Raw genomic sequence first — 20956 nt, forward strand, 5'->3', positions numbered from 1 at the left:
GCCTTCCTGCGCTCAGAGGATCACCACCAGCACGCTGCAGGGGGAATGCTCGATCAGCGCCCCCGAGATGGAGCCGCGCCACCAGCGCGCGGCCCAGCTGTCCAGGTGCTTGTGGCCGACCACGATCAGGTCGGCCTCGATCTTGCGGGCGTACTTGGTGATCTCCTCGACCGCCTCGCCGACGACCACTTCGCCCCGCGCCGCGAAGCCCGCGCTTTCCAGGCGGTTCAGGCCATCGCGCAGGACCGCCTTGAACTTGGTGCGCTCGCGCTCCTCCAGTTCCACGTCGTAGACGCCGCCTTCCAGGCCGACGAAGCTCATGGTGGACGGCATGACCGCCACCAGGGCCAGTTCGGAACCGCTCCACTGGGCCAGCTCGCGGCAGCTGAGCAGGGCTTTCTGGCCCGCGTCGCTGCCGTCATAGGCCAAAAGGATTCGCTTGTACATGCGCTCGCTCCCGATGGTGTGGATGGGCGCAGGATGACCCCGATCCAAGCGCGGCGGCAGACGAGGAAACCCGCAGTGGGCGGTAGCGAAGTTGCTCCCTCCCCCTCTGGGGGAGGGTTGGGGTAGGGGCCGCGCGCCGGCCATGCCACTTCTCTCGAGGCCCCCATCCCGGCCTTCCCCCAGAGGGGGAAGGTGTATCAACCCGCGCCGTTCGAAGCCACGCGTGAGCCGCTAGAACCGCGCCAGCAGCCCCAGGTGCAGCCGCACGGCGCGCGGGTCCGGGGCGGTGGAGGCGTCGCTGAGCACGCGGGCCAGGTCCGCCGACAGCTGCCAGCCGCTCTGCCCCCAGCGGATGCCCGCTCCCGCCGCCGCGAGGTTCTCCTGCCGGCCGCTGGACAGGGCCTTGACCTGGCCGCCCTCGATGAAGACCACCGGGCGCACGCTGGTCTGCATCAACCCGGGGCCGGTGGCCTCCAGGTTCCATTGCAGGCCGCGCTCGCCGGCCACCACCCGGTCCGCGAAGCCGCGCACCGAGTTGCTGCCGCCCAGGCCGAACTGCTCGCCGGGAACGAGCCGCGTGTCCGTGAGCTGGCCGCGCACCCGCCCGGCCAGTTGCCAGCTGGAAACCACCGTCACGGCATCGGCCGACCAGCGCCACAGGCTCCAGTCACGCTCGCCGCCATTGGCCGCGTGCGCCGCCTCGGTGTTGGCGCTGCCGCCACCCAGGTTGCCGGACCATTCGAGCGAGGCGCTCCACTGGCCCCAGGACACATCGTCCCGCAACTGGCCCTGCAAACCCAGCACGCGCGAGCGCACGTCCGGCTGGATCTGCACCCCGTTGAAGGTGCTGCTGTTGCGAAAGAGGCGGTCCTCCAGCGCCACCGACACGCTGGGCTGCAGGCCGCCCAGGCGCCGCAGGGCCTTCGTCGCCCGCAGGCCCCAGAAGCGCCCGCTGCCGCTGATGTCGAAGTAGTTGGCGCCTTGCAGCACGCGGCCCGAGCTGACGTCCGACTCGGCGTAGAAGGCCGACGCCGTCGTCGCGGTCCCGTAGAACGGCACCTGGTAGTAGGCGCCGAAAAGCTTGACGCTGCCCACGTCGCGCGGGTCGGTGGTGTAGGTGAGCGTGGCGACGTGGTCGCGGTTGAAGAGGTTGGAGTGCTGCCAGGCCGCCGTGACGCGCAGGATGTCGTTGTCCGGGCCGGTTCCGTGCAGGCCTTCGTTGAGCGTGCTCGCGAGGATGAAGGCGGTGGGCGGCGCATCCTTGACGCGCACCACCGCGTCCACCGCGCCAGGCTGGCGCGATTCGCGGAAGGTGACGCTGACCTGCTTGGCCGGGTTGGCATTGCCCGCGATCACGTCGGCGGCCACGCGCTCCACGTCGGGCGGCTCGCCGGGGCGCAGCGTGGGCAGGCTGGCGCGGATGTTGGCCTCGTCGAAATGCCGCATGCCGCTGATGTCGATCTCGCCCAGCGTGAACTGCACCACCTCCAGGCGCACCTCGCCCCCGGTGGGCCGCTGGGCCGGCACGTACACGCGCTGGAAGGCATGGCCCTCGTCCCGCAGCTTCTGCTCCAGTGCCTGCGCGGCGGCCTCGATGTCGCGCAGCGTGCGCTTGGCGCCGATGAAGGGGGCCACAGCGGACTGCGCCTGCGCCTGCGAAATCGGCAGCGGACCGGCGATGGTGTAGCGCTGCACGTCCAGCGTGGGCTCGGCCGCCTGGGCCCAAAGGGCCGCCGGGGACGACAGGGCGGCGGCCAGCAGCAGGGACGCCAGGCGCGGCGTGGAGATCGGATCGCGATTCATGTCGTCAGGGCGTGCAGATGTCCGTGCCGGCTCGGCCGACAGTGACTCCGAAGAGGTGCATGAGCGGGCCGGACAGGCCGCTGAAGTTGTCGGGGATCGGCGTCGGGTCGAGCGTGAGCGCGCCGGGCACCGGGTCGATGCGGCGCGCCTCGCCCGTCTTGCCCGACCAGGCGGCCTCGCCGGGGCCAAGGTCGATCACCGAGTCGCCGGAGCGCAGGTAGACGTGGCCATCGCGAACATAGACGTAGAGGCCGTCCGCGCCGCCCGGGTCCACCGTGGCGAAGAGGCGCGGCCAGTCCACGGCCACCGTGTCCGGACGCAGCGCGGCGAAGGCCCGCATGAACTCCGGAACGCTCAGCAGGATGCGCGGCATGTTGTCCGCGCCGATGTGGCCGGCGCGGTCCAGGGGAACGTCCAGCGGGCCGAGGGCGAAATAGGGAGTGCCTTCCCAGGTGACCATGAAGAGGCCATGTTCGGGCCGGGGCGCCGCACCGGGCTCGGACGGCGGGGGCGGTGGCAGGCCGAGTTCAGGGTCCACGCAGGGCCCTTCGCACAGGATGTCCATGCCCGTGCCGCGGATCCCGATGACCGAAGTCACGGTCTTGATCTTCACCGCGTCCGGCGACTGCTTGCCGATCAGGCCCGTGAGCGCCCGCATGCCGCCGCGCAGCAGGCCCAGCGTCGACTCGTTCTGCGCCCCGGGCTGGTTGAAGCGGAAGCTGGTCACGCGCATGACCGTGTTGGGATTGAGCGAAACCACCGACTGGTCGCGAAATCCCAGCACCATGGTGCTGCCTTCGCCGGTACGCACCTCCTCGCCCTCGAACACCGATCCGCCTACCGCCAGGCTGCGGCTCACGCGCTCGCGGTTGAAGGCGCTGGCCTGCCCATTGAGCTGCACCACGCGGGCTGCGACGGGAACGACCGGCGCTGGCGGTGCGGCCCCGGCCGTGGCGGCGCTCTCGCTGCGGCAATCGTCGCCGCACAGGCGCGCGTCGAAGCTGGTGCCGCGGATGCCGATGGTGGCCGTGGGCGTGCGCAGTTCCACGCCCGCGGGGTTGCGCTTGCCCACCAGGCCCGTCACCACGCGCACGCCGCCCTTGAGGAGCTTGAGCCACGCGGCCTCCTGGCCCTCGCCGTGCGCGAAGCGCTCCACGGTGAAGGCGCTGGAGGGGCGCAGGGTGTATTTGCTGCCGTCGCGGAAGGTGAGCACGGCGAAGCCGCGCTCGGTGGTGGCGAGCGTGTCGCCTTCGAGCACGGCGTCGCCCTGCCCCAGGAAACGGAAACTGCCGTCGGGCTGCTGCGCGGTGGCCATGCCCTGCACGTGCGTGACCTGGCCGGCGGGCGCGGGAGCGGGTGCTTGGGCGTGAACCGATCCGGCGAAGGCGGCTGCCAGCAGCAGCACGCGCGGCAGGCGCAGGAGGGCGGTGAGGTGAGCGAGGTTCATGTCCACCCTCCTCACAGGCACTGGTTGCGCCGCGTCGGCCGCCAGTTCACCGTACCGTCTTCCAGGAGCACCAGCTCGAAGCTGTTGCCCCAGGCATCGGTCAGCATGGCGACGTTGTTGGCCACCTGGGTGACGTAGTCGGCGGCGGGGCCGCTTCCTGAGCCGGTGCCCGGGGCGGTGCCGGGCCCCGGAGGTGGCGGTGGCGGCGCGACGTAGGAGCGGATGGAGAAGGTGCCGATCAGGTTGGTGTCGCAGTTGACGCACACGCCGTCGATGCTGATGGCCCCCGTGTTGCTGACCGTGATCGTGCCGCCATTGAGGTTCAGTGCGTTCGGGCCGGTGAAGCTGAAGGTGGTGGCGTTGATGGTGGCGCCGCCGATGCTGTTGACGAGGCTCAGGTCACCTGCCGTCGCAGCCAGGTTGAAGGTGCCGGCCTGGATGGTGCTTGTCGCCGCTGCCGACCCGCCACCCTGCAGCAGGACCGAGCCGTTGGAGACCACGCTCAGCAGTAACGGATCAATGCCCGCCGCGCCGGCCGCGCCGCCCAGGAGCTGCACGCCGCCGTACAGCGAACTCACGTTCATGGTGCCGGGCGCATTGAGGGCCGCGACGGCGGTGGCGGTCGCGCCGCCCTGCAGGGTCAGCGAACCAGCGACCAGGTCCAGGTCGGTGGCGGCGCTGATCTCCGAGCGGCCGGTGTCGGCGGTGTGGCCGACCTGCACGGCACCGGCGGTGTCGTAGTTGTCGTCCGTCACCCGCAGCGACAGCGCGCCGCCCGACTGGATTCCCGCCACGGCGTTGGCGCCGGTGCTGGTGTTGCGCACCGTGAGGCTGGCGGTCCCCGCCGTGAGGCCGTCGCCAGCCAGCGTGACTTCCTGGTCGAAACCGGCGGCCGTGCGCAAGCCGGCGAAGGCGTTGGCCTGGGTGCCGGCCAGCGCGATGGACATCGACTGCGCTTCCACCGTCTGCTGCCCGCCGCTGGCGAGGACCCGCACCGCCGCTGCGCCCTGGTTGTCCAGGGACAGCACGCCACCCGTGCTGACGGTCTGCGCGCCGGCACTGCTGTCGATGCCGACGACACCGCTCGAGGCCAGCGCGGCCGAGAGCGCGATGCCGCTCGTCGCCTGCACCGTCTGCGCACCGCTCGTTCCGAGGTGGCGGATGCCGACATCCGTGGCGCCCGCCCCGCCGGACAGGAAAAGCGAGCCGCCGGCGTCCACGCTTTGGTCGCCGGCCGCGAGCAGGACGATGCCCGTCGCATCCATACCCGTGCCACTGTCCGTGCCGCCGGCGATGCGCAAATCGCCCCAGGCGGTGACCGTCTGATTTCCGCTGGCGACGATCTGCGCCTGCGAGCCGGCGCCTGTGCCGCCTTGCAGCGTGATCTGGTCCGAGCTCTGCACGCTCTGCCCCGCGCCGCTGGTGATGCGGGCGGCGGAGCCGGTGCTGCCGCCGGTCACGGTGATGAGGTCGGTGTTGTCGTAGGCGTAGCCATAGCTGCCCGAGTACCCGCTTGCGAGGTGGCCGATCGACTGGCCGCTCGCCGCGCTGGCGATCAGGGCGTCGGCGTCGGTACCGGTGCCACCGGCCAGGGCGATCGCATAGCCGGCATGCACGGTCTGCGAAGCGCCGGCATTGAGCGATGCCGAGGCTCCGTCGCCCGTACCGCCCTGCAGCAGGACGTTGTCGGTGGCGTCCGCGTAATTGGTGCCAGCCGATCCGATGGCCTGGGCCCCCGTCGTCGTCACCTCCGCTGTGGCGTTCTTGCCTTGCCCGCCGATCAGCTTGATGGTTCGGCTTGCCAGGACGTTCTGGGTTCCGTTGGCGCTGATGACCGCTGCGGCACCCTCGCCCATTCCTGCCGCCACCTTGATGTCGCGGGTGGGTCGGTAGCAGCTGCTCCAGGAACAGTAGGTGCTCGTGGAGCCGATGGTCTGGGACCCTCCGGCAGTGAGCTCGGCCCGGGCGTTCAGGCCGGACCCGCCGAGGACCTCGATGTCACCCACGGCGGCCGGATTCGCGGCGTCGTGTCCGGCATGCAGCGTCTGCGAGCCGGTTGCGGCGATGCGGGCGAACGCGCCCTGCCCGGTGCCGCCCTGCACCCGGATGTAATCCGTTTCGTTGCCCCAGTACTGCCCCAGGCTCTGGCTTCCCAGCGCCGTGATGGCCGCCGTGTTGTCTTGGGCACTGCCTCCGGCCACGAGCACGCCACCACCGATGTTGGCCAGGTTCTGTGTCTGGCCCAGCAGCTGCGCGGAAGCGCCGCTGCCCTGGTTCACCGCATTGCCGCCCTGCACCACAAGGTCACCGCTCAGGGTGAGGGTCTGGGTGCCGCCACCACCCGGAACGTGGCGCAGGCTGGCCGAGGCATTGACGCCCGAGCCACCTTCGATTCGCAGCGAGCTGGCCTGGACCGACTGATCGGTGAAGCTGCTTTCGACCAGCGCTGCGCTGCCCAGGCCACTGCCGCCCGCGATCGTGATCGCCCCGCCCGCGGTCAGCTGTTGCGAGCCGCCCGAGCCCGTGAGCACATGGGCCGAGGCACCGGTGCCTGTGCCTCCGCGAACCGTGAGGTCGCCGCCGGCCGTGATGCTCTGGAAGTAGCCGCCGACGTTGCCGCCTGACACGAGCACGCTGGCGTCGCCGGCAAGGATGGACAGGTTGCCGCCGGCGCTGAGCTGGAGCTGTCCGCCCGACGTGAGCTGCAGGGTGTCACCGACACCACCGGAGCTCAGGGACAGGTTGCCCGAAGCGCTCAGAGCGACGCTGCCGCTGGCCGCCACGACACGGGGCCCGGCGCTGGCGGCGATGGTGAGATCGCCGTCGCCGGCTGCCAGCGCGAGGCTGCTCAGGCCGGTGAGGTCACTGTCCACCTGGATGCCTCCATCGGTGGCCGTCAGCGACAGGGCAGCGGCCTGGGTGTTGGTCGTGACGCCGGACAAGCGCAATGCGCCGGCGCCGGTGTCGCGCACGACGCTCAAAGCGCCGAGCGCCGAACCGCTGACCCCATTCCACACGCTGACGCTTCCCGTGCCGCCCACGCTCGTGCGGATGTCCAGGGCGGCCAGCGACGCGCCGTCGGCTCGCACGTCGATGTCATTGCGTGCGTTCAGATTGAGGGTGAGCGCGTTGGTCACGTTCAGCGGTGCACCGCCGCCGATCAGTGCGGCGATTCCGGGCGTGCCATGGATGCTTCCGGCCACCGCGTTGAGCGTGACGATGCCGCCCACGCCCGTGCTGACCTCGCCGTCGGTCAGGCCCACCGTGATGCCGGACCCGAAGGCCTGCTGGACGATGTTGCCCTGGTCACTGGTGAGGGTGACGTTGCCGCCCGCGATGCTGCCGCGGGTGTCCACCGAGCCGAGGGAGATGTCGCCCGCACGCGACCGCGCGGTCAGGGCGCCGCCGTAGGTGCGGACGTCCTGCAGCGTGATCGTGCCGCCCGTCTCGTAGCCCTGGGTGCCGGGCTGGCCCAGCAGGCCCAGGCTGCTGCCCACCGTCAGCGCGGTGTCGGAAGCGAAGGACATCGCCACGGAGCCGGCCATGTCGTGGTCGACGTTGACGTAGATGTCGCCCGGTACCGCTGCGGCGGCCACGTCTCGATAAGTGATGTTCCAGTTCCGGAGCGGATCGAGGCTCAGGCCACCGAAGAGCGAGCTGGCGGTGATGCGCTGGACCTCCACGCTGGACATGGTGAACTCCTGCGTGGTCGCGGAAAAGTCCAGCAGGCCTTGCGAGAACGTGCGTACCCGGCTGTCGCCCCCGTTCGTGGCAGCGGCGAACCGGGCCGTGATGTCCAGATCGGTCAGCTGCGTGTTGGCGGCATCCACGTTGAAGCGCGAGTCCGCATTCAAAGTGAGCCGGCTGGTGGCGTAGCGGGTGGTGTTGATATCGCGCCGGTCCAGTTGCGCATCGATCAGGCCCCCCGATCCGGCGCTCGTGGTCAGGGTGACCTCGTTCGCCGCAAGCGGCGCCTGGCTCCCGATCGTGAGGTCACCGCCCGCCGAGATGAAGGCGCGGTTGGCGGTCATGGCCATCGCGCCGGCGTCGAAAGCCCCATCGGCCGTGATGCGCAGGTCACCCGTGGCCTGGGCGGTGGCTGCCACGATGGCGTGGCCCGTGAACTCGATGGAGCCGCCGCTGATGCCCCGCTCTACCAGCAGGTCGTTGCCGGTGAAGCGGATGGCACCACCGCTCAGTTGCCGGGCGCTCAGGTCGCCGCCGTCGAAGCTCAGGCTACCCGTGGACGCCACGTCGCGCACCGTGGCCAGGCCCTGCACGTCGAGGTCGACCGCGTGGGCAGCGACGTTGCCGGCGGCCAGGGATGCCCCACCGATGGCGACGGTGTCGGTCCCTTCCCAGTACGACGAGTTGTTGCCTCCCGTGACCGCGCCGATGCCTGCGGCGATGCTCACCGCACCAGTCGCCGTGAGGCTGGCCGAAGTGGCGCTGGTGACCGCGCCCGCCGTGCTCAGGTTGCCGGACGTCGCCGTGAGAGTGATGCCTTCGCTGCCACCCCAGTAGGTCCGGTAGGTTCCCGTGCTGCTCACCGTTCCGAGCGAGAGGTCTGCGCCCGTCACGACCACCTGCCTGCCGCTCAGGTCACCCGTCGCCACGGTGCCGCTGCTCACGATGCCCACGCCCGTCTGCAGCGCCGTGGCGGTGGAGGCCACGTTGCCAACGCTCACGCCGGCGCCACCGGCCAGGCTGATGTTGCCCGCGAGGATGTTCCCGCCAGGCGCCTGCACCAGCCCGCCCTCGCCGGCGAGCTCCAGGGTTCGCGAACCGGTGCCGGTCAGGGCCACGTTGCCGAAGGACAGCGCGCCCTCGCGGCCGTCGAAGCGCAGGCCCTGCAGCGTCTGCGCTGTTGCGATGGCACCCAGCTCGAGCGATGTGCCGTTGCTGGTGGCCGTGATGTCCAGCCCCGCCGACGTGAAGCTCGCGCTGTCGCCCGCGCCCACGCCCGCGGCCGACGCCGACAGTCGAATGGTCGAGACGGTCCGCTCACCGGCACTGCCCACGAGATCGAGGGCCGCGACGTGGAACTCGCCTGCCGTGCTCGTGACGTCGATGGTCCCCGAGGTGTCCACCCGGACCGCCCTGGCCTGTGCGCCGATGTCGCTCCCCGCTCGCAGCGTGACGCTGCGGCTCAGGTCGGAGCGGATGTCCAGCGGATTCGCCAGCGCGGAATCGCCGATGGCTCCCGCCGCGTCGATCGTCACGTCAGTCCAGGCACGCACTTCGATGCCGGCATCGCCGCGCGCCGAGATGGATCCTTGCTGCGATTGCAGGATGACATTGCTCTGTGTCGACTGAAGCGAGTCGAAGATGACCCCGCCGGTGCCGTTGAGCGACACCGCGCCACGGGCGACGACGGTGCCCGCCGAAACCGCGCCCTGGGTCGCGCTCAGGGTGGCGCTGGTGTGGCTTTCCAGGCGTCCGAGCGCCTCGATGCTGCCGTCATTGGCGAACAGGCTGATGCTCCCGCTGCGCCAGGCGCCACCCGTGACGGACAGGCCGCCCGTGCCGTTGTTCGTGACGGAGAAGCCACCGGTGCGGGCGGCGGCGTCGACGTTTGCGATGCTGATGCTGTTCGAGGTGCGCTCCTGAGAGCTGGCAGTCACCCAATAGGGCGACTGGCCCGCCCGGACCTGCACCTGCCCCCCGGCACTGAGCGAGCGCAGCACGATGTTGCCGCTGCCAAGATTGTTGATCGTCGCGGCACCGGTGGTGCTCACGGACTCGATGTCGATCAGGTTGTCGGTGGCCTTGTAAAGGTTGCCGACGCTGTACGAGTAGCCGGTGGCGTAGAGCCCGCCAGCATCCACGGAAAGGCTGCGCGCGAGGATGCTGCCGCCCGTGATGCTGCCGTTGTCGTTCGTTGCCAGGCTCACATGCCCGGCAGTGCCGGCGTCGATGCTTTGAAAGGCGATCGAGTTGCTCGTGCCGCAGGCCTGGTACCACAGCGTGCACAGGCCGGTGGACACCGACAGCGTCGGATCCAAGCTGCCGGTCGAGGCGCGGCCGGTGACGACGGTGCCCAGGGTCACCGGGCCGGCGGCCTGGATGATGGCGCCACCTTCCTGCAGGTTCAGCGACGGCAGGTTGACGCCGCCATCACGCACCCGCAATTCGAAGTTGCCGCCGAAGTTCAGCATCGTGGCGCCCGATACCGTGAGCGAACCGTTGGCACTGCCGAAGCTCCAGCCTGCGATGTTCGTGCCACCCGACAGCGTGGAGGCACCTAGTGCGGCGACGGTTCCATCCAGCTTCAGGCTGTAGAGCTTGCTGCTCTCGCCAAGCCGGACATGCGCCGATGCCCCGAGGTTCTCCATCGACAGGCTGACCGGGCTTGGAGCGTCACCCACCATCCGTGACAGCAGCACCAGTGGCGCCGCCGCAGTTCCGATGCTTCCCGAGCCATTGGCCGAATCGATGGACAACGACGAAGTGGTGACCGAGCCGCCTGCCGCCTGCGCCACCCCGTCGGGCGCGTACAGATCGACGCGGGAGCCGCTCACAGTACCGAGACGCAGGACACTGGCATCGAGCGCGTAGAGCAACACCGATGACTGCGCAGAGCTCGCGTTCACGCGCTCGCTCGCATTGATGGAAGCTCCGACGCCGTCGCGTGCCTGCAGGTCCACCACCGAGGCGGTGACCGCACTCGGCGTGATGCCGCCCTCTGCGGCCGTCATCGCGACCGTGCCCGAGCTCCGGTAGGTCCCCCCGGACACCCCCAGGCGCCCGCTCGCATCGATGCGGCCAGCGCCGGCGTCGACGTCCGCGTAGTTGACCGAGCCACCCGTGGAGACCAGGCTCACGGCGCCGCCACCCGAGCGGATCGCGCCGGCATAGGCGAGCGTTCCCGTGGCGGTGATGCTCACGTTCCCACCCGAGGTGCTGATGTCTCCCGTGCCGTGGATGCCCTGGGCCGACAGGTTGACGCCGCCGCCAGCCGTCGTGATGCCCTCTTCCAGGTAGATGCCCCCCGCATCCGCCGCTGCCCCGCCCGCCAGCACCGTGATCCCCGCGCCCGCCGCAGTAAGCGCGATGCGGTCCTTGATGAACACGTGCCGCGAGGCCTGCAGCGTCACGTTGGCGCCGAGCGCGGCCAGCCGCGTGGGGTCGATGGTGACCACGTTGTCGGCGAAGTCCGCGAACTCGTCGGTCACCGTGGGCAGGATGCCGCTGCCGATGGCGACCACGATGTCCATGGGGTCCAGCAGCAGCGTGCCCAGCGCGCCGCGCGGCGCGTTCAGGTCGGCGCTGCCGGTGAAGCTCAGGTTCTGCTTGCCCGAGACCTCGGCGAAGCCGCCGTTGCCGCCCAGGGCGCCGCCGCGCGCGGAGATGGCGCCGCCGAAGCGGGTGTTCTCGTCGGCCCACACGATGACGCGGCCGCCGTCGCCCTGTGCGGTGGCATCGGCCCGCAGGCGGGCGCCCGCGGCCACGCTCACGCGACTGGCGTTCTGCACCTGGGCATTGGCGCCCTGGTAGTCGCCGCCGACCAGGACCTGGCCGCCACCCGCAGCGCCGCTCGCATCCACGAGCGCGCTGGCATCCAGCGCCACGCGCTCGCCCAGCACCTGCACCGAGCCGCCCGTGCCGGCGTCGCCCGTCGCTGCGACGGTTCCGCCCACGCGGGTGGTGCCGCCCAGGCTTTGCACGCGCACCTGTCCACCAGTGCCACCGCTGGCGCTCACCACGCCGCCCGCCATGAGCTGCAACTCGCCCGAGGCGACCAGCTCGATGCGGCCGTCGGCGCCCTGCACCAGGCGGTCCGCCCGGATCTCGCCCGCGTTGCGCAGCGTGGCGGCGAAGGCGCGCACGGCGCCGTTGTCGGCCAGGAGCTTGCCCAGGTTGAGGACCGAGTCGGTCGGCGCCTGGACCTCGAAGCGCACGCCGGCCTGGTCCGTGCTGGCGATCTCGATGCTGCGGCCCGCGGCCAGCAGGATCTCGCCACCAGGCGCCTGGATGATCCCGCTGTTGACGATGTCCGGGGCGATCAGCGCCACCTTGCCGCCGGGGCCGGCGGTGATCAGGCCTTCGTTGCGGATGCCCCCGGCGCTGCCGGTGGCCATGAAGCGCATGCGGCCGGCCAGGAAGTCGGCATCGGCGATGTCCAGGGTGGAGGCGACGAAGCTGTTGGTGTCGATGCGCGCGCCGCTGCCGACGACGATGCCGTTGGGGTTGATCAGGAAGACACGCCCGTTGGCCTGCAACTGCCCGAGCAGTTCGGAGGCCTGCGCGCCGGTGACGCGGTTCAGGACGGCGCTTTGCGCGGAGGGCTGGACGAAGCGCGCGAGTTCACCCGCGCCGAGGGAAAAGCTTTGCCAGTTGATGATGGCGCCGTTGCCGGCCGTGACCTGCAAGGTTCCGGGCGCCCCTTGCGAGATCGCCACCTGCCCGCTCACGACCTGCGCCCCTTGCGGCAGCGCCCAGGCCGGCAGGCCCATGGCAGCTTGCACGGCAATGGCGAGCGCGCTCAGGCGCGGCCTGCGGATGATCCCCGGTTTCCTCATGACGACTCCTGCCGAACGCCCGTCGGCCTCGATGACAGCGGAGGCGGAGGCAAAGGCTCTAAAGCTTGTAACTGTGCTGGAGAATACGTTTGGATACGGTTTTCAACAAGGCTCAGCAGCAACTCAGGCAAGCCACTGAATGCTTGCGAATGCCTGAAAGTGGCGAACCGGTGGCGCCGAAGCCACAGTCACGCCGTCGGCAAGGCGCCGCGCGCGTGAAGTACTTCGCGGCAGCCGTGCTTTCGACGCCGGCGCGCGGCGTCATGCATGGCTCTTGATGGTCAGGGGCAGGCCGCCTGCCATGAGCGTCACGCGCTCGCAGGCCGCCACGGCCTGCTGCTCCAGCGCGCCCAGCGTATCGACGATGCGCCCCAGGTCGGGCTGGCCCGCCAGGCCACCGATGTCAATGTGGTTGCTGACCAGGACCAGCGGCCCGGCGCAGGCCTGCACCGCATCGGCCAGGCGCACCGGCGTGCGGCGCGTGATGGGGGGCGCCTCGGGCGAGGAGTCGTCGGGGCTCATGGCCTTCATGAGGCTGGCGGTGAGCCAGAAGCTGAGGCAATCGACCACGATCAAGGTGTCGGGCCGGCTGTGGATGCCCAGCGCGTGCGCCAGTTCGGTGGGCTGCTCCAGCCGGGGCAGCCGGTCATTGCCGGCACCCGACCGACGGCAACGCTCGATCAGCTCGCGCAGCTCGTCGTCCCAGGGTTGCGCGGTGTCGATGCAGATGGCCCGGTGCGCGGGCGCGGCGTCCATCCAGGCGACCGCCAGGGCCTGCGCACGCGCGCTGCGGCCGCCGCTGCCGGTGCCCAGGATCAACTCGCTGCGCACGACCTGCAGTTCAGCCATGGCGCCGGCTCCAGTCGGCCACGATGCGGGCCATCTGCTCCACGCCGTCGGTGAGCGCGGCCGGACCGGGCTGCAGGATGTCGGCGGACTTGATCTCGAACAGCTGCCCGTCGCGCACCGCGGCCACCTGCGCCCAGCCGGGGCGCGCGGCCACGCGCTCGGGCCTGAACTTCTTGCCGCACCAGGAGCCGATGACGATGTCGGGGTTGCGGCGCACGATCTCGGCGGGGTCTCGAACGATGCGGTCCTTGCCCAGGGGATGGCGCGACAACTCGGCAAAGCAGTCCTCGCCTCCGGCAATCGCCAGCAGTTCGCTCACCCAGCGGATGGCGCTGATCGGCGGCTCGTCCCATTCCTCGAAGAACACGCGCGGCCTTCGAGGCAGGGCCCGGGCCGCCGCGGCGATCTCGCCCAGCCGCCGGCGCATGCCGGCAAGCAGCCGCTGGCCCTCGGCGGCGCGGTCCACCATGGCGGCCAGCTGCCAGAGCACGTTGAAGATGTCCTGAACGCTGCGCTGGTTGTAGACGGTGACCTGCACGCCGCGGCGCACCAGTTCGCTCGCGATGTCCGCCTGCAGGTCCGAGAAGCCCAGCACGCAATCGGGCTCCAGCGCCATGATCTGGTCGATGCGGGCGCTCAGGAAGGCGCTCACGCGCGGCTTCTCCTGGCGCGCGCGGCGCGGACGCACGGTGTAGCCGGAGATGCCCACGATGCGCGCCTCCTCGCCCAGCAGGTACAGCCACTCCGTGGTTTCCTCGGTCAGGCAGACGATGCGGCGGGGGCCGAGCAGAGTGGGCGGCAACGAGGGGGAGGCGGACGTCATGGCGAGCGGCTGCGGCATGGCAGCCACACCGTGGAAACGATTCTAGGAGCGCCGCGCGGGCCGCCCCCTACAATTTGCCGCCATGGCCGCACCCTCCTCCCAGATCGACCAGCTCGCCGATCGCATCGAGCGCCTGCTGGTGCGATACGAGGAGCTTCAAAGAACCAACGCACTGCTGCAGCAGCAGGTGGACTCGCTCACGCAGGAGCGCGAATCGCTCAAGTCGCGGCTGTCCGCTGCGCGCGCGCGGGTGGACGCGCTGCTCGAACGCCTGCCCACGCTGAAGAACGCGGCCTGACAAGGCCACTGGAAAGCCCTGAATGGCGGCCATGAAACAAGTTGAAGTCCAGATCATGGGCCAGAGCTATCTGCTGGCCTGCCCCGAAGGCGGCGAGGCGCGCCTGCGCGAAGCCGTGGACAAGGTGGATGCGGCCATGTGCCGCATTCGCGACGCCGGCAAGGTCAAGGCGCGCGACCGCATCGCCGTGCTGGCCGCCCTCAACCTCGCCTTCGACGCCGGCGAGCGGCCGGCGGCCGCCGCCGCAGCAGCAGCGACAACGCCGAGCGCGGCGCCGGCCAGCCATCCGCGCCTCGCGCAGCTGCTCGATCGGCTCGACCACGCGCTCGCAGACGACGGACGGCTGCTCTGAATCGTGACTGATCAAGGCAGTTGAGCTTCGCGCCTCGCTTGTCAAGCCGGACCCTCCAGCCCCCTCGAAACGCATGGGGCTTGCGCACCCCACGCGGCATGCATGCCCCTACAATCCCCCCGTGTCTGCAGTGCGTGCCGGGCTTTATATTTCCTTGAACCAATGCTCTCTGAGCTCGGGCTTGGAACAAACCTCGCGAGCGTGATCGTCTCGCGTCAGATGAACCCAACGCGGGGTTGACCTCGCCCACCTGAACCCCTGGTTCAGGATGCCGGTCCGGTGGCACTTGCAGACGCCTTTTTTCTCCCTAGGCTGTTGCTCCCTGGGTTCCGTTCGTCCGGACGGCACACAAGAAGAACAAAGAAGTCTCATAACAAAAGAAGAACCGGCGGCGGATGTCTCTCGAACCCCTCCTCATCGCGCAGCTCGTGCTGCTGGGTATCGGCACCGGCTTCCTGGCCGGGCTCCTGGGCATCGGTGGCGGGATGGTGATGGTGCCCTTCCTCACCTACATGCTCGGCGCCCGGGGCGTCGAGGCCGAGCTGGCCGTCAAGATGGCCATTGCCAGCTCCATGGCCACCATCATCTTCACCTCGGTCGCCAGCGTGCGCGCGCACCACAGGCGCGGCGCCGTGCGCTGGGACATCGCCCGCCGCCTCGCGCCCGGCATCGTGCTGGGAAGCCTGGTGGCCAGCCTGGGCGTGTTCGCCCTCCTCAAGGGCTCGTGGCTTGCGCTGTTCTTCGCGGCCTTCGTCGGCTTCTCGGCCACGCAGATGTTCATGGACAAGAAGCCCAAGCCCACGCGCCAGATGCCGGGTACGGGCGGGCAGCTCGCGGCCGGCGGTGCGATCGGATTCCTCTCCGGCCTGGTGGGCGCGGGGGGCGGCTTCATCAGCGTGCCCTTCATGACCTGGTGCAACGTCGCCATCCACAACGCCGTGGCCACGTCGGCGGCTCTGGGCTTTCCCATCGCGCTGGCCAACGTCGTCGGCTACGTCGTGAGCGGCCAGGCGGTGGAGAACCTGCCGGCCTACTCCTTCGGCTACATCTGGCTGCCGGCGCTGGTGGTCGTGGCGGCGGGCAGCGTGTTCACGGCGCCGCTGGGCGCACGCGCGGCGCACGCCTTGCCGGTCAAGCCGCTCAAGCGCGTCTTCGCCACGGTGCTGTACCTGCTGGCGGCCTACATGGCCTACAAGGGCCTCACGGCCTGAAGACCCTTCACGGCTTCTGAGCGCCCACGCGCGCCGCGAGTGAACGCAGCGCGCGCAGCACGCACTGCGGTTCGGTGCGCTGCGGAAAGTGCCCCGACCGCCACGCCATCACCTGCTCTCCCTGTGGGGACAGTCGCGCCAGCTCGCGCTGGTGCAGGCGCCGGCGCTCCACCGCCTGCGCGTCGGCCAGCCATCGGGGCGGCGCCTGCGCGCCGGTGACCACCACCAGCGGCACGGGCGGAAACGGCGGTGCCTGCCGCACCTCGCGCGCGGTCTCGGCCTGCCAGCGCAACTCGGCCTCCAGGTTGGCCCTGAAGCGCACCTTCGGCAGAGGGAACAGGCGGTCCAGCACCTGCACCAAGCGCGACTCGTGCCCGCGCCCGTGGTCCTGTTCCTCAGGATGCGTGGCCTCCAGCAAGGCCACCCCCGCCACCTGCTCGGGATATCGGCGCGCGAACAGGTGGGCATGCAGGCCGCCGAGCGAGTGGCCCACCAGCACGTAAGGCGGCTCCAGCGACAGCGCCGCCAGCGCCTCGCGCAGCACCGCGACCACACCGTCTCCGGTCTGCGCCGCGCGCGGCGGGTCGCTGCGCCCGAGGCCGAAGCGGTTCCAAGCGAACACGGTGCCGAACTGCTCGATGGCGGGATACAGGCCCTGCCAACCCTCCAGGCCGATGCCCGCGCCGTTGAAGAGGAGCCAGGTCGGGCGGCCTCGCCCGGAGCGCACGAACTCGAGGCGGCCGGCGCTCGTCGCAACGAACTGCCGCGGCGGCAGCGCGCCAGGCATCGTCTCAGGCCGCGCGACGCGAACGGCCCGAGTCCACCCGCAGCCTCTCAGGCGCCGCCGATGCCGACATTCACCTTGCCAGTGCCGGCGCAGTCGGGACATGGGCCTGCGTCGATGCGGCCACTGCCGCCGCAACGGGGGCACACGTCCTCGCCCGTGCCGGGCGTGCCCGGGGGCGCTTCGTCGCCCGGCGCCATGGGGGGCGTCGCGCGCGGGGCATCGACACCGGGCTTGCTGCCGTCCTGCGCGCCCGCGCGAACGGCGGGCGCCGCGAGGTCGAGCGTCGCACCCGGGTCTTCTTCACCGGCAACGGATTCGCCCGCGAGATCGACGGGCCGGCGGGGGGCTTCGGTCGGGGTCATGCAGGCATGCTAGGGAGCCGCCGCGGCCGCCTCGTGTAGGACGCTGCCGCGAGCGGGACGCGACGCAACGCTGCTGCCATGCACAATGCCCGCATGACCCCCGTTGTGATCCGCGCCGCGCTGCCCGGTGACGAAGCCGCCTGGCGCAGCCTCTGGCGCGGCTATTGCAGCTTCTACGGCACCGTGCTGCCCGAGGAGGTGACCACGCGCACCTGGACCCGCATCCTCGACCCGGACTCGGCCATCATGTGCGTGGTGGCCGAGGTCGAGCAGCAGGTGTATGGCTTCGCGCACTGCGTGGTACACGAGAACACCTGGGAGACGCAGCCCGTGTGCTACCTGGAGGACCTGTACGTGCTGCCCTCGGCGCGCGGGCGCGGCATCGGCACCGCGCTGCTGGAGTGGCTGCGCAATGCGATGCGCGCCGAAGGCTGGGCCCGCGTGTACTGGATGACGCAGGAGAACAACCTCGCGGCGCGGCGCCTCTACGACCGCTTCACGCAGGCGGACGACTTCGTGCGCTACATGATCCGGCAGCGCTGACGGCCGTCACGGCTTCTCAGGCGAACAGCCCCTTGTGCTGCTCGCGCAGCAGGTTCTTCTGCACCTTGCCCATGGTGTTGCGCGGCAGGTCGCCCACCACGAAGCAGCGCTTGGGGATCTTGAAGTTCGCCAGGCGGGTCTTGAGCTGCGCGATCACCTCCTCGCCATCGACTTTCGCGAGCGGCCGTGCAACCACCACCGCCACGCCCACTTCGCCGAAGTCCGGATGCGGCACGCCCACCACGGCGCTCTCGGCCACGCCGGGCAGCTCGTTGATGGCGCTTTCGATCTCCGCCGGATAGACGTTGTAGCCGCCGCTGATGATCAGGTCCTTGCTGCGCCCGACGATGGTGAGGTAGCCCTGCTCGTCGAAGCGGCCGACGTCGCCGGTCTTGAACCAGCCGTCGGCGGTGAACTCCTCACGGGTCTTCTCGGGCAGGCGCCAGTAGGCCGTGAAGACGTTCGGGCCGGTGACCTCGATGCCACCGATCTCGCCTGCCGGGGCCGGCGTGCCGTCGTCAAGATGCACGCGCACGCCCACGCCCGGCAACGGGAAGCCGACCGTTCCGGCGCGGCGCTCGCCCTGGGCGGCATCGTAGGGGTTGGAGGTGAGCATCAGCGTCTCGCTCATGCCGTATCGCTCCAGGATCGTATGCCCCGTGCGCTCGCGCCAGGCGACGAAGGTCTCGGGCAGCAGCGGCGCCGAGCCGGAAATGAACAGGCGCATGCGCCGCACCGCCTGCCGGCCCAGCGAGGGCTCGGCCAGCATGCGCACGTACAGCGTGGGCACGCCCATGAACACGGTGGCCTGCGACAGCCGCGCGATCGCCCGGCGCGGATCGAAGCGGTTCATCCAGATCATGCGGCTGCCGCTGATGAGGGCGCCGTGGATCGCGACGAAGAGGCCGTGCACATGGAAGATGGGCAGGGCGTGCAGCAGCACGTCGCCGCCCTCCTCGCCGGGCCGGCGCCAGCCCCAGTAGTCCTTGAGCACCCGCGCGTTGGACAGCAGGTTGCCGTGCGTGAGCATGGCGCCCTTGCTGCGCCCGGTCGTGCCGCTGGTGTAGAGGATGGCCGCCAGGTCCGAGGCCTCGCGCTGCGCCGGCGCGTGCTCGCTCTCGTGGTGCATGGCGCGTTCGAGCAGCGTGCCGCTGCGGTCCTCGCCCAGCGTGAACACATGGGGCGTTCCGCAGGCCTTGGCGATGGGCGCGACCCATGACAGGTTGCGCGGCGTGCACACCACCACCGCCGGTTCCGCGTTGCCGAGGAAGTACTCGATCTCGGCGGACTGGTAGGCGGTGTTGAGCGGCAGGAACACGTAGCCCGCGCGCAGCGTCGCCAGGTACAGCATCATGGCCTCGACCGACTTCTCCACCTGCACGGCCACGCGAGCCCCTTCGGGCAGGCCCAGCGAGGCGAGCAGGTTCGCCAGGCGCGCGGTGCCACGGTCCAGGTCGCGCCAGGTGAAGACCTGGCCCTCGTCGGTTTCGACGGCGACCGCGTCCAGGTTCTCGGGGAAGGCCTCGCGCAGGGCGACGAAGAGGTTCTGGTTCGAAAGGCTCATGGAAGCAGCTTGAAGTTCAGTCGAGCTTGGCGCCGGATGCCTTCACCACCGAGGCCCAGCGCTTGATTTCACTGTTGATGAGGGCGGCGAACTGCTGCTGGTCCAGGTTCGGCACCTCGGCCCCCTGGTTGCCCCACACGGCCTTGAGCTCCTCGCTGGCCAGGGCCTTGCGGATTTCCTCGATGGCGCGGGCCTGCGCCTCGGGCGGCGTGCCCTTGGGCGCCCACAGGCCGTACCAGGTGCTCACGGTGTAGTCGGGAAAACCCACCTCGGTGGCGGCGGGCACGTCCGGGAAGGCGGCCACGCGCTTGTTGCCGGACACCATCAGGGCCTTGATGCGACCGCCCTTGATGTGCGCTGCCGAAGAGCCCAGGCCGTCGAACATCATGTCCACCTGCCCACCCACCAGGTCGCGCAGCGCCGGGCCGGCGCCGGTGTACGGGATGTGCGTGATGAAGGTCTTGCTCTGCTGCTTGAACAGCTCGCCGGCCAGGTGGTGCGAGGTGCCCGTGCCGGCCGATCCGTAGTTGAAGCGCCCCGGCTTGCCGCGCACCTCGGCGAGGAAGGCCTTGAAGTCGGCCACGGGCATCTGGCGCGGGTTGACCACCAGCACCTGCGGCACGTTGGCCACCACCATCAGCGGCACGAAGTCGCGTTCCAGGTCGTAGTCCAGCCGCGCGTACATGGACGGCGCGATGGTGTGGTGCACCGCCCCCATGAAGAGGGTGTAGCCATCGGCGGGCGCCTTGGCCGCCAGGGAGGCGCCGACCGTGCCGCCGGCCCCGCCCCGGTTCTCCACCACCAGCGTGCGGCCGGTCTGCTTGGCGAATTGCGCGGCCAGCGGACGCGCGAAGGCGTCGGTGCCGCCGCCGGCCGGGAAGGGAACGATCAGGTTGACGGGCTTGGTGGGCCAGCCTGCGCCCGATGCGCCTTGCGCGCGCACGAGCGGCGCGAAGCCGGCCAGGGCGGCCGCCGCCCCGAGAGCACTGGTACGCAGCACGGCGCGGCGGGTGGGATGCGAATGCATGTCTTGTCTCCGTTATGGATGAGCAGAAAGCCGGAAGATAACCCGACGCGCGCCGGCCGCCATCGGGGCTTGTCCTCGCGCAGGGCTAAGCGTGCGCCACTCCTGCACGCCGTTGCGACCACACCCACAGGCCGATGCCCGCGAGCACCATGGGCACGCACAGCCACTGCCCCATGGTCATGCCCAGCGACAGCACGCCCAGGTGCGCGTCGGGCTCGCGGAAGTATTCGGCGATGAAGCGCAGCACGCCATAGCCGATGAGGAAGGCCGCCGAGACCTGCGCGCGCGGCCGCGGCTTGCGCGCGAAGAACCAGAGGATCACGAACAGCAGCAGGCCTTCCAGCAGGAACTGGTAGATCTGCGAGGGGTGGCGCGGCACCATGGAGCCGCTTTGCGGGAACACCATGCCCCAGGGCAGCGAGGGGTCGGCCGGGCGGCCCCAGAGCTCGCCGTTGATGAAGTTGCCGACGCGGCCGGCCGCCAGGCCCAGCGGCACGCAGGGCGCGATCAGGTCCATCACCTGCCAGAAAGGCTTGCCGCGCGAACGCGCGAACCACCACTGAGACACCAGCACGCCGATGAGGCCGCCGTGGAAACTCATGCCGCCGCGCCAGACGGCGAAGATCTCCAGCGGGTTCGCGGCGTAGTAGCCGGGCTTGTAGAACAGGCAATAGCCGAGCCGGCCCCCGACGATGACGCCCAGCACCCCGAAGAACAGCATGTCCTCCACGTCGCGCCGGCTCCAGGCGCCCGGGCCGCGCACCGAGGCATAGGGCTCGTGGTGCAGGCGCCGCACGGCCAGCAGGTAGAACAGCGCGAAGGCCACCACGTAGGTCAAGCCATACCAGTGGATGGCGATCGGCCCGATCTGCAGGGCCACCGGGTCGATCTGGGGATAGGTCAGCATGCGGGCTATTGTGC

General features: G+C 70.4%; 15 protein-coding genes and 1 other RNA gene. 5 read left to right on the forward strand and 11 right to left on the reverse strand.

Annotation, left to right across the window (positions count from 1 at the left end):
• Positions 1-12 precede the first annotated feature (12 nt).
• The 6 genes from EZ242_RS05485 to EZ242_RS05510 form a co-directional block, all read right to left on the reverse strand.
• Entirely contained in the window at positions 13-447 is a 435-nt protein-coding gene (locus tag EZ242_RS05485; RefSeq protein WP_135284135.1) for a universal stress protein, read from the reverse strand.
• Positions 448-678: 231 nt separating this feature from the next.
• A complete protein-coding gene (locus EZ242_RS05490; protein ID WP_135284136.1) occupies positions 679-2250 on the reverse strand; it encodes a ShlB/FhaC/HecB family hemolysin secretion/activation protein in 1572 nt (523 codons plus the stop codon).
• Between the two features lie 4 nt (positions 2251-2254).
• Positions 2255-3697: a FecR family protein gene (locus EZ242_RS05495; protein ID WP_135284137.1), complete on the reverse strand. Its 1443-nt coding sequence runs from the start codon at positions 3695-3697 to the stop codon at positions 2255-2257.
• A gap of 11 nt (positions 3698-3708) precedes the next feature.
• Positions 3709-12219: a two-partner secretion domain-containing protein gene (locus EZ242_RS05500; protein WP_135284138.1), complete on the reverse strand. Its 8511-nt coding sequence runs from the start codon at positions 12217-12219 to the stop codon at positions 3709-3711.
• Between the two features lie 261 nt (positions 12220-12480).
• Entirely contained in the window at positions 12481-13068 is a 588-nt protein-coding gene (locus EZ242_RS05505) for a bifunctional adenosylcobinamide kinase/adenosylcobinamide-phosphate guanylyltransferase (protein WP_135284139.1), read from the reverse strand.
• Complete coding sequence (locus tag EZ242_RS05510; RefSeq protein ID WP_135284308.1) at positions 13061-13891, reverse strand: ABC transporter substrate-binding protein; 831 nt, start codon at positions 13889-13891, stop codon at positions 13061-13063. The genes EZ242_RS05505 and EZ242_RS05510 overlap by 8 nt, the downstream gene beginning before the upstream one ends.
• 82 nt (positions 13892-13973) lie before the next feature.
• Between EZ242_RS05510 and zapB the strand changes: the two genes are divergently transcribed.
• The 4 genes from zapB (at position 13974) to EZ242_RS05525 (ending at position 15752) form a co-directional block, all read left to right on the forward strand.
• Positions 13974-14189, forward strand: coding sequence for a cell division protein ZapB (zapB, locus tag EZ242_RS05515; RefSeq protein WP_135284140.1), 216 nt, complete (start codon positions 13974-13976; stop codon positions 14187-14189).
• A 31-nt stretch (positions 14190-14220) separates the two neighbouring features.
• Positions 14221-14541 carry a cell division protein ZapA gene (locus tag EZ242_RS05520; protein WP_135284141.1) on the forward strand — a complete coding sequence of 107 codons (321 nt, stop codon included), beginning with the start codon at positions 14221-14223 and terminating at the stop codon, positions 14539-14541.
• Positions 14542-14660: 119 nt separating this feature from the next.
• Positions 14661-14840, forward strand: a non-coding RNA gene (gene ssrS / locus EZ242_RS22685) — 6S RNA.
• A gap of 96 nt (positions 14841-14936) precedes the next feature.
• A complete protein-coding gene (locus tag EZ242_RS05525) occupies positions 14937-15752 on the forward strand; it encodes a sulfite exporter TauE/SafE family protein (protein ID WP_135284142.1) in 816 nt (271 codons plus the stop codon).
• 7 nt (positions 15753-15759) lie between these two features.
• Here the strand turns inward: EZ242_RS05525 and EZ242_RS05530 are convergent, their stop codons facing one another.
• Entirely contained in the window at positions 15760-16539 is a 780-nt protein-coding gene (locus tag EZ242_RS05530) for an alpha/beta fold hydrolase (protein ID WP_135284143.1), read from the reverse strand.
• 47 nt (positions 16540-16586) lie between these two features.
• Positions 16587-16901 carry a hypothetical protein gene (locus tag EZ242_RS05535; RefSeq protein ID WP_135284144.1) on the reverse strand — a complete coding sequence of 105 codons (315 nt, stop codon included), beginning with the start codon at positions 16899-16901 and terminating at the stop codon, positions 16587-16589.
• A gap of 93 nt (positions 16902-16994) precedes the next feature.
• Here EZ242_RS05535 and EZ242_RS05540 point away from each other — a divergent pair, with 93 nt between their 5' ends.
• Positions 16995-17444, forward strand: coding sequence for a GNAT family N-acetyltransferase (locus EZ242_RS05540; protein WP_135284145.1), 450 nt, complete (start codon positions 16995-16997; stop codon positions 17442-17444).
• A gap of 16 nt (positions 17445-17460) precedes the next feature.
• On the opposite strand, the gene EZ242_RS05545 is transcribed toward EZ242_RS05540, so the two are convergent.
• From EZ242_RS05545 to lgt, 3 genes are all read right to left on the reverse strand, one after another.
• On the reverse strand, positions 17461-19008 hold the full coding sequence (locus EZ242_RS05545; protein ID WP_135284146.1) for a malonate--CoA ligase: 1548 nt from the start codon (positions 19006-19008) through the stop codon (positions 17461-17463).
• 16 nt (positions 19009-19024) lie between these two features.
• On the reverse strand, positions 19025-20035 hold the full coding sequence (locus tag EZ242_RS05550; RefSeq protein WP_135284147.1) for a Bug family tripartite tricarboxylate transporter substrate binding protein: 1011 nt from the start codon (positions 20033-20035) through the stop codon (positions 19025-19027).
• 85 nt (positions 20036-20120) lie between these two features.
• Entirely contained in the window at positions 20121-20942 is an 822-nt protein-coding gene (lgt, locus tag EZ242_RS05555) for a prolipoprotein diacylglyceryl transferase (protein WP_205960598.1), read from the reverse strand.
• Between the last annotated feature and the right edge of the window lie 14 nt (positions 20943-20956).

It is taken from the genome of Ramlibacter rhizophilus, assembly GCF_004681965.1.
Lineage (GTDB): Bacteria > Pseudomonadota > Gammaproteobacteria > Burkholderiales > Burkholderiaceae_C > Ramlibacter > Ramlibacter rhizophilus.

Excerpts from the sequence above, each read along its gene's own strand:
- EZ242_RS05485 (WP_135284135.1), bottom strand. The coding sequence starts at position 447 with ATGTACAAGCGAATCCTTTTGGCCTATGACGGCAGCGACGCGGGCCAG.
- EZ242_RS05490 (WP_135284136.1), bottom strand. The coding sequence starts at position 2,250 with ATGAATCGCGATCCGATCTCCACGCCGCGCCTGGCGTCCCTGCTGCTG.
- EZ242_RS05495 (WP_135284137.1), bottom strand. The coding sequence starts at position 3,697 with ATGAACCTCGCTCACCTCACCGCCCTCCTGCGCCTGCCGCGCGTGCTG.
- EZ242_RS05500 (WP_135284138.1), bottom strand. The coding sequence starts at position 12,219 with ATGAGGAAACCGGGGATCATCCGCAGGCCGCGCCTGAGCGCGCTCGCC.
- EZ242_RS05505 (WP_135284139.1), bottom strand. The coding sequence starts at position 13,068 with ATGGCTGAACTGCAGGTCGTGCGCAGCGAGTTGATCCTGGGCACCGGC.
- EZ242_RS05510 (WP_135284308.1), bottom strand. The coding sequence starts at position 13,891 with ATGACGTCCGCCTCCCCCTCGTTGCCGCCCACTCTGCTCGGCCCCCGC.
- zapB (WP_135284140.1), top strand. The coding sequence starts at position 13,974 with ATGGCCGCACCCTCCTCCCAGATCGACCAGCTCGCCGATCGCATCGAG.
- EZ242_RS05520 (WP_135284141.1), top strand. The coding sequence starts at position 14,221 with ATGAAACAAGTTGAAGTCCAGATCATGGGCCAGAGCTATCTGCTGGCC.
- EZ242_RS05525 (WP_135284142.1), top strand. The coding sequence starts at position 14,937 with ATGTCTCTCGAACCCCTCCTCATCGCGCAGCTCGTGCTGCTGGGTATC.
- EZ242_RS05530 (WP_135284143.1), bottom strand. The coding sequence starts at position 16,539 with ATGCCTGGCGCGCTGCCGCCGCGGCAGTTCGTTGCGACGAGCGCCGGC.
- EZ242_RS05535 (WP_135284144.1), bottom strand. The coding sequence starts at position 16,901 with ATGACCCCGACCGAAGCCCCCCGCCGGCCCGTCGATCTCGCGGGCGAA.
- EZ242_RS05540 (WP_135284145.1), top strand. The coding sequence starts at position 16,995 with ATGACCCCCGTTGTGATCCGCGCCGCGCTGCCCGGTGACGAAGCCGCC.
- EZ242_RS05545 (WP_135284146.1), bottom strand. The coding sequence starts at position 19,008 with ATGAGCCTTTCGAACCAGAACCTCTTCGTCGCCCTGCGCGAGGCCTTC.
- EZ242_RS05550 (WP_135284147.1), bottom strand. The coding sequence starts at position 20,035 with ATGCATTCGCATCCCACCCGCCGCGCCGTGCTGCGTACCAGTGCTCTC.
- lgt (WP_205960598.1), bottom strand. The coding sequence starts at position 20,942 with ATGCTGACCTATCCCCAGATCGACCCGGTGGCCCTGCAGATCGGGCCG.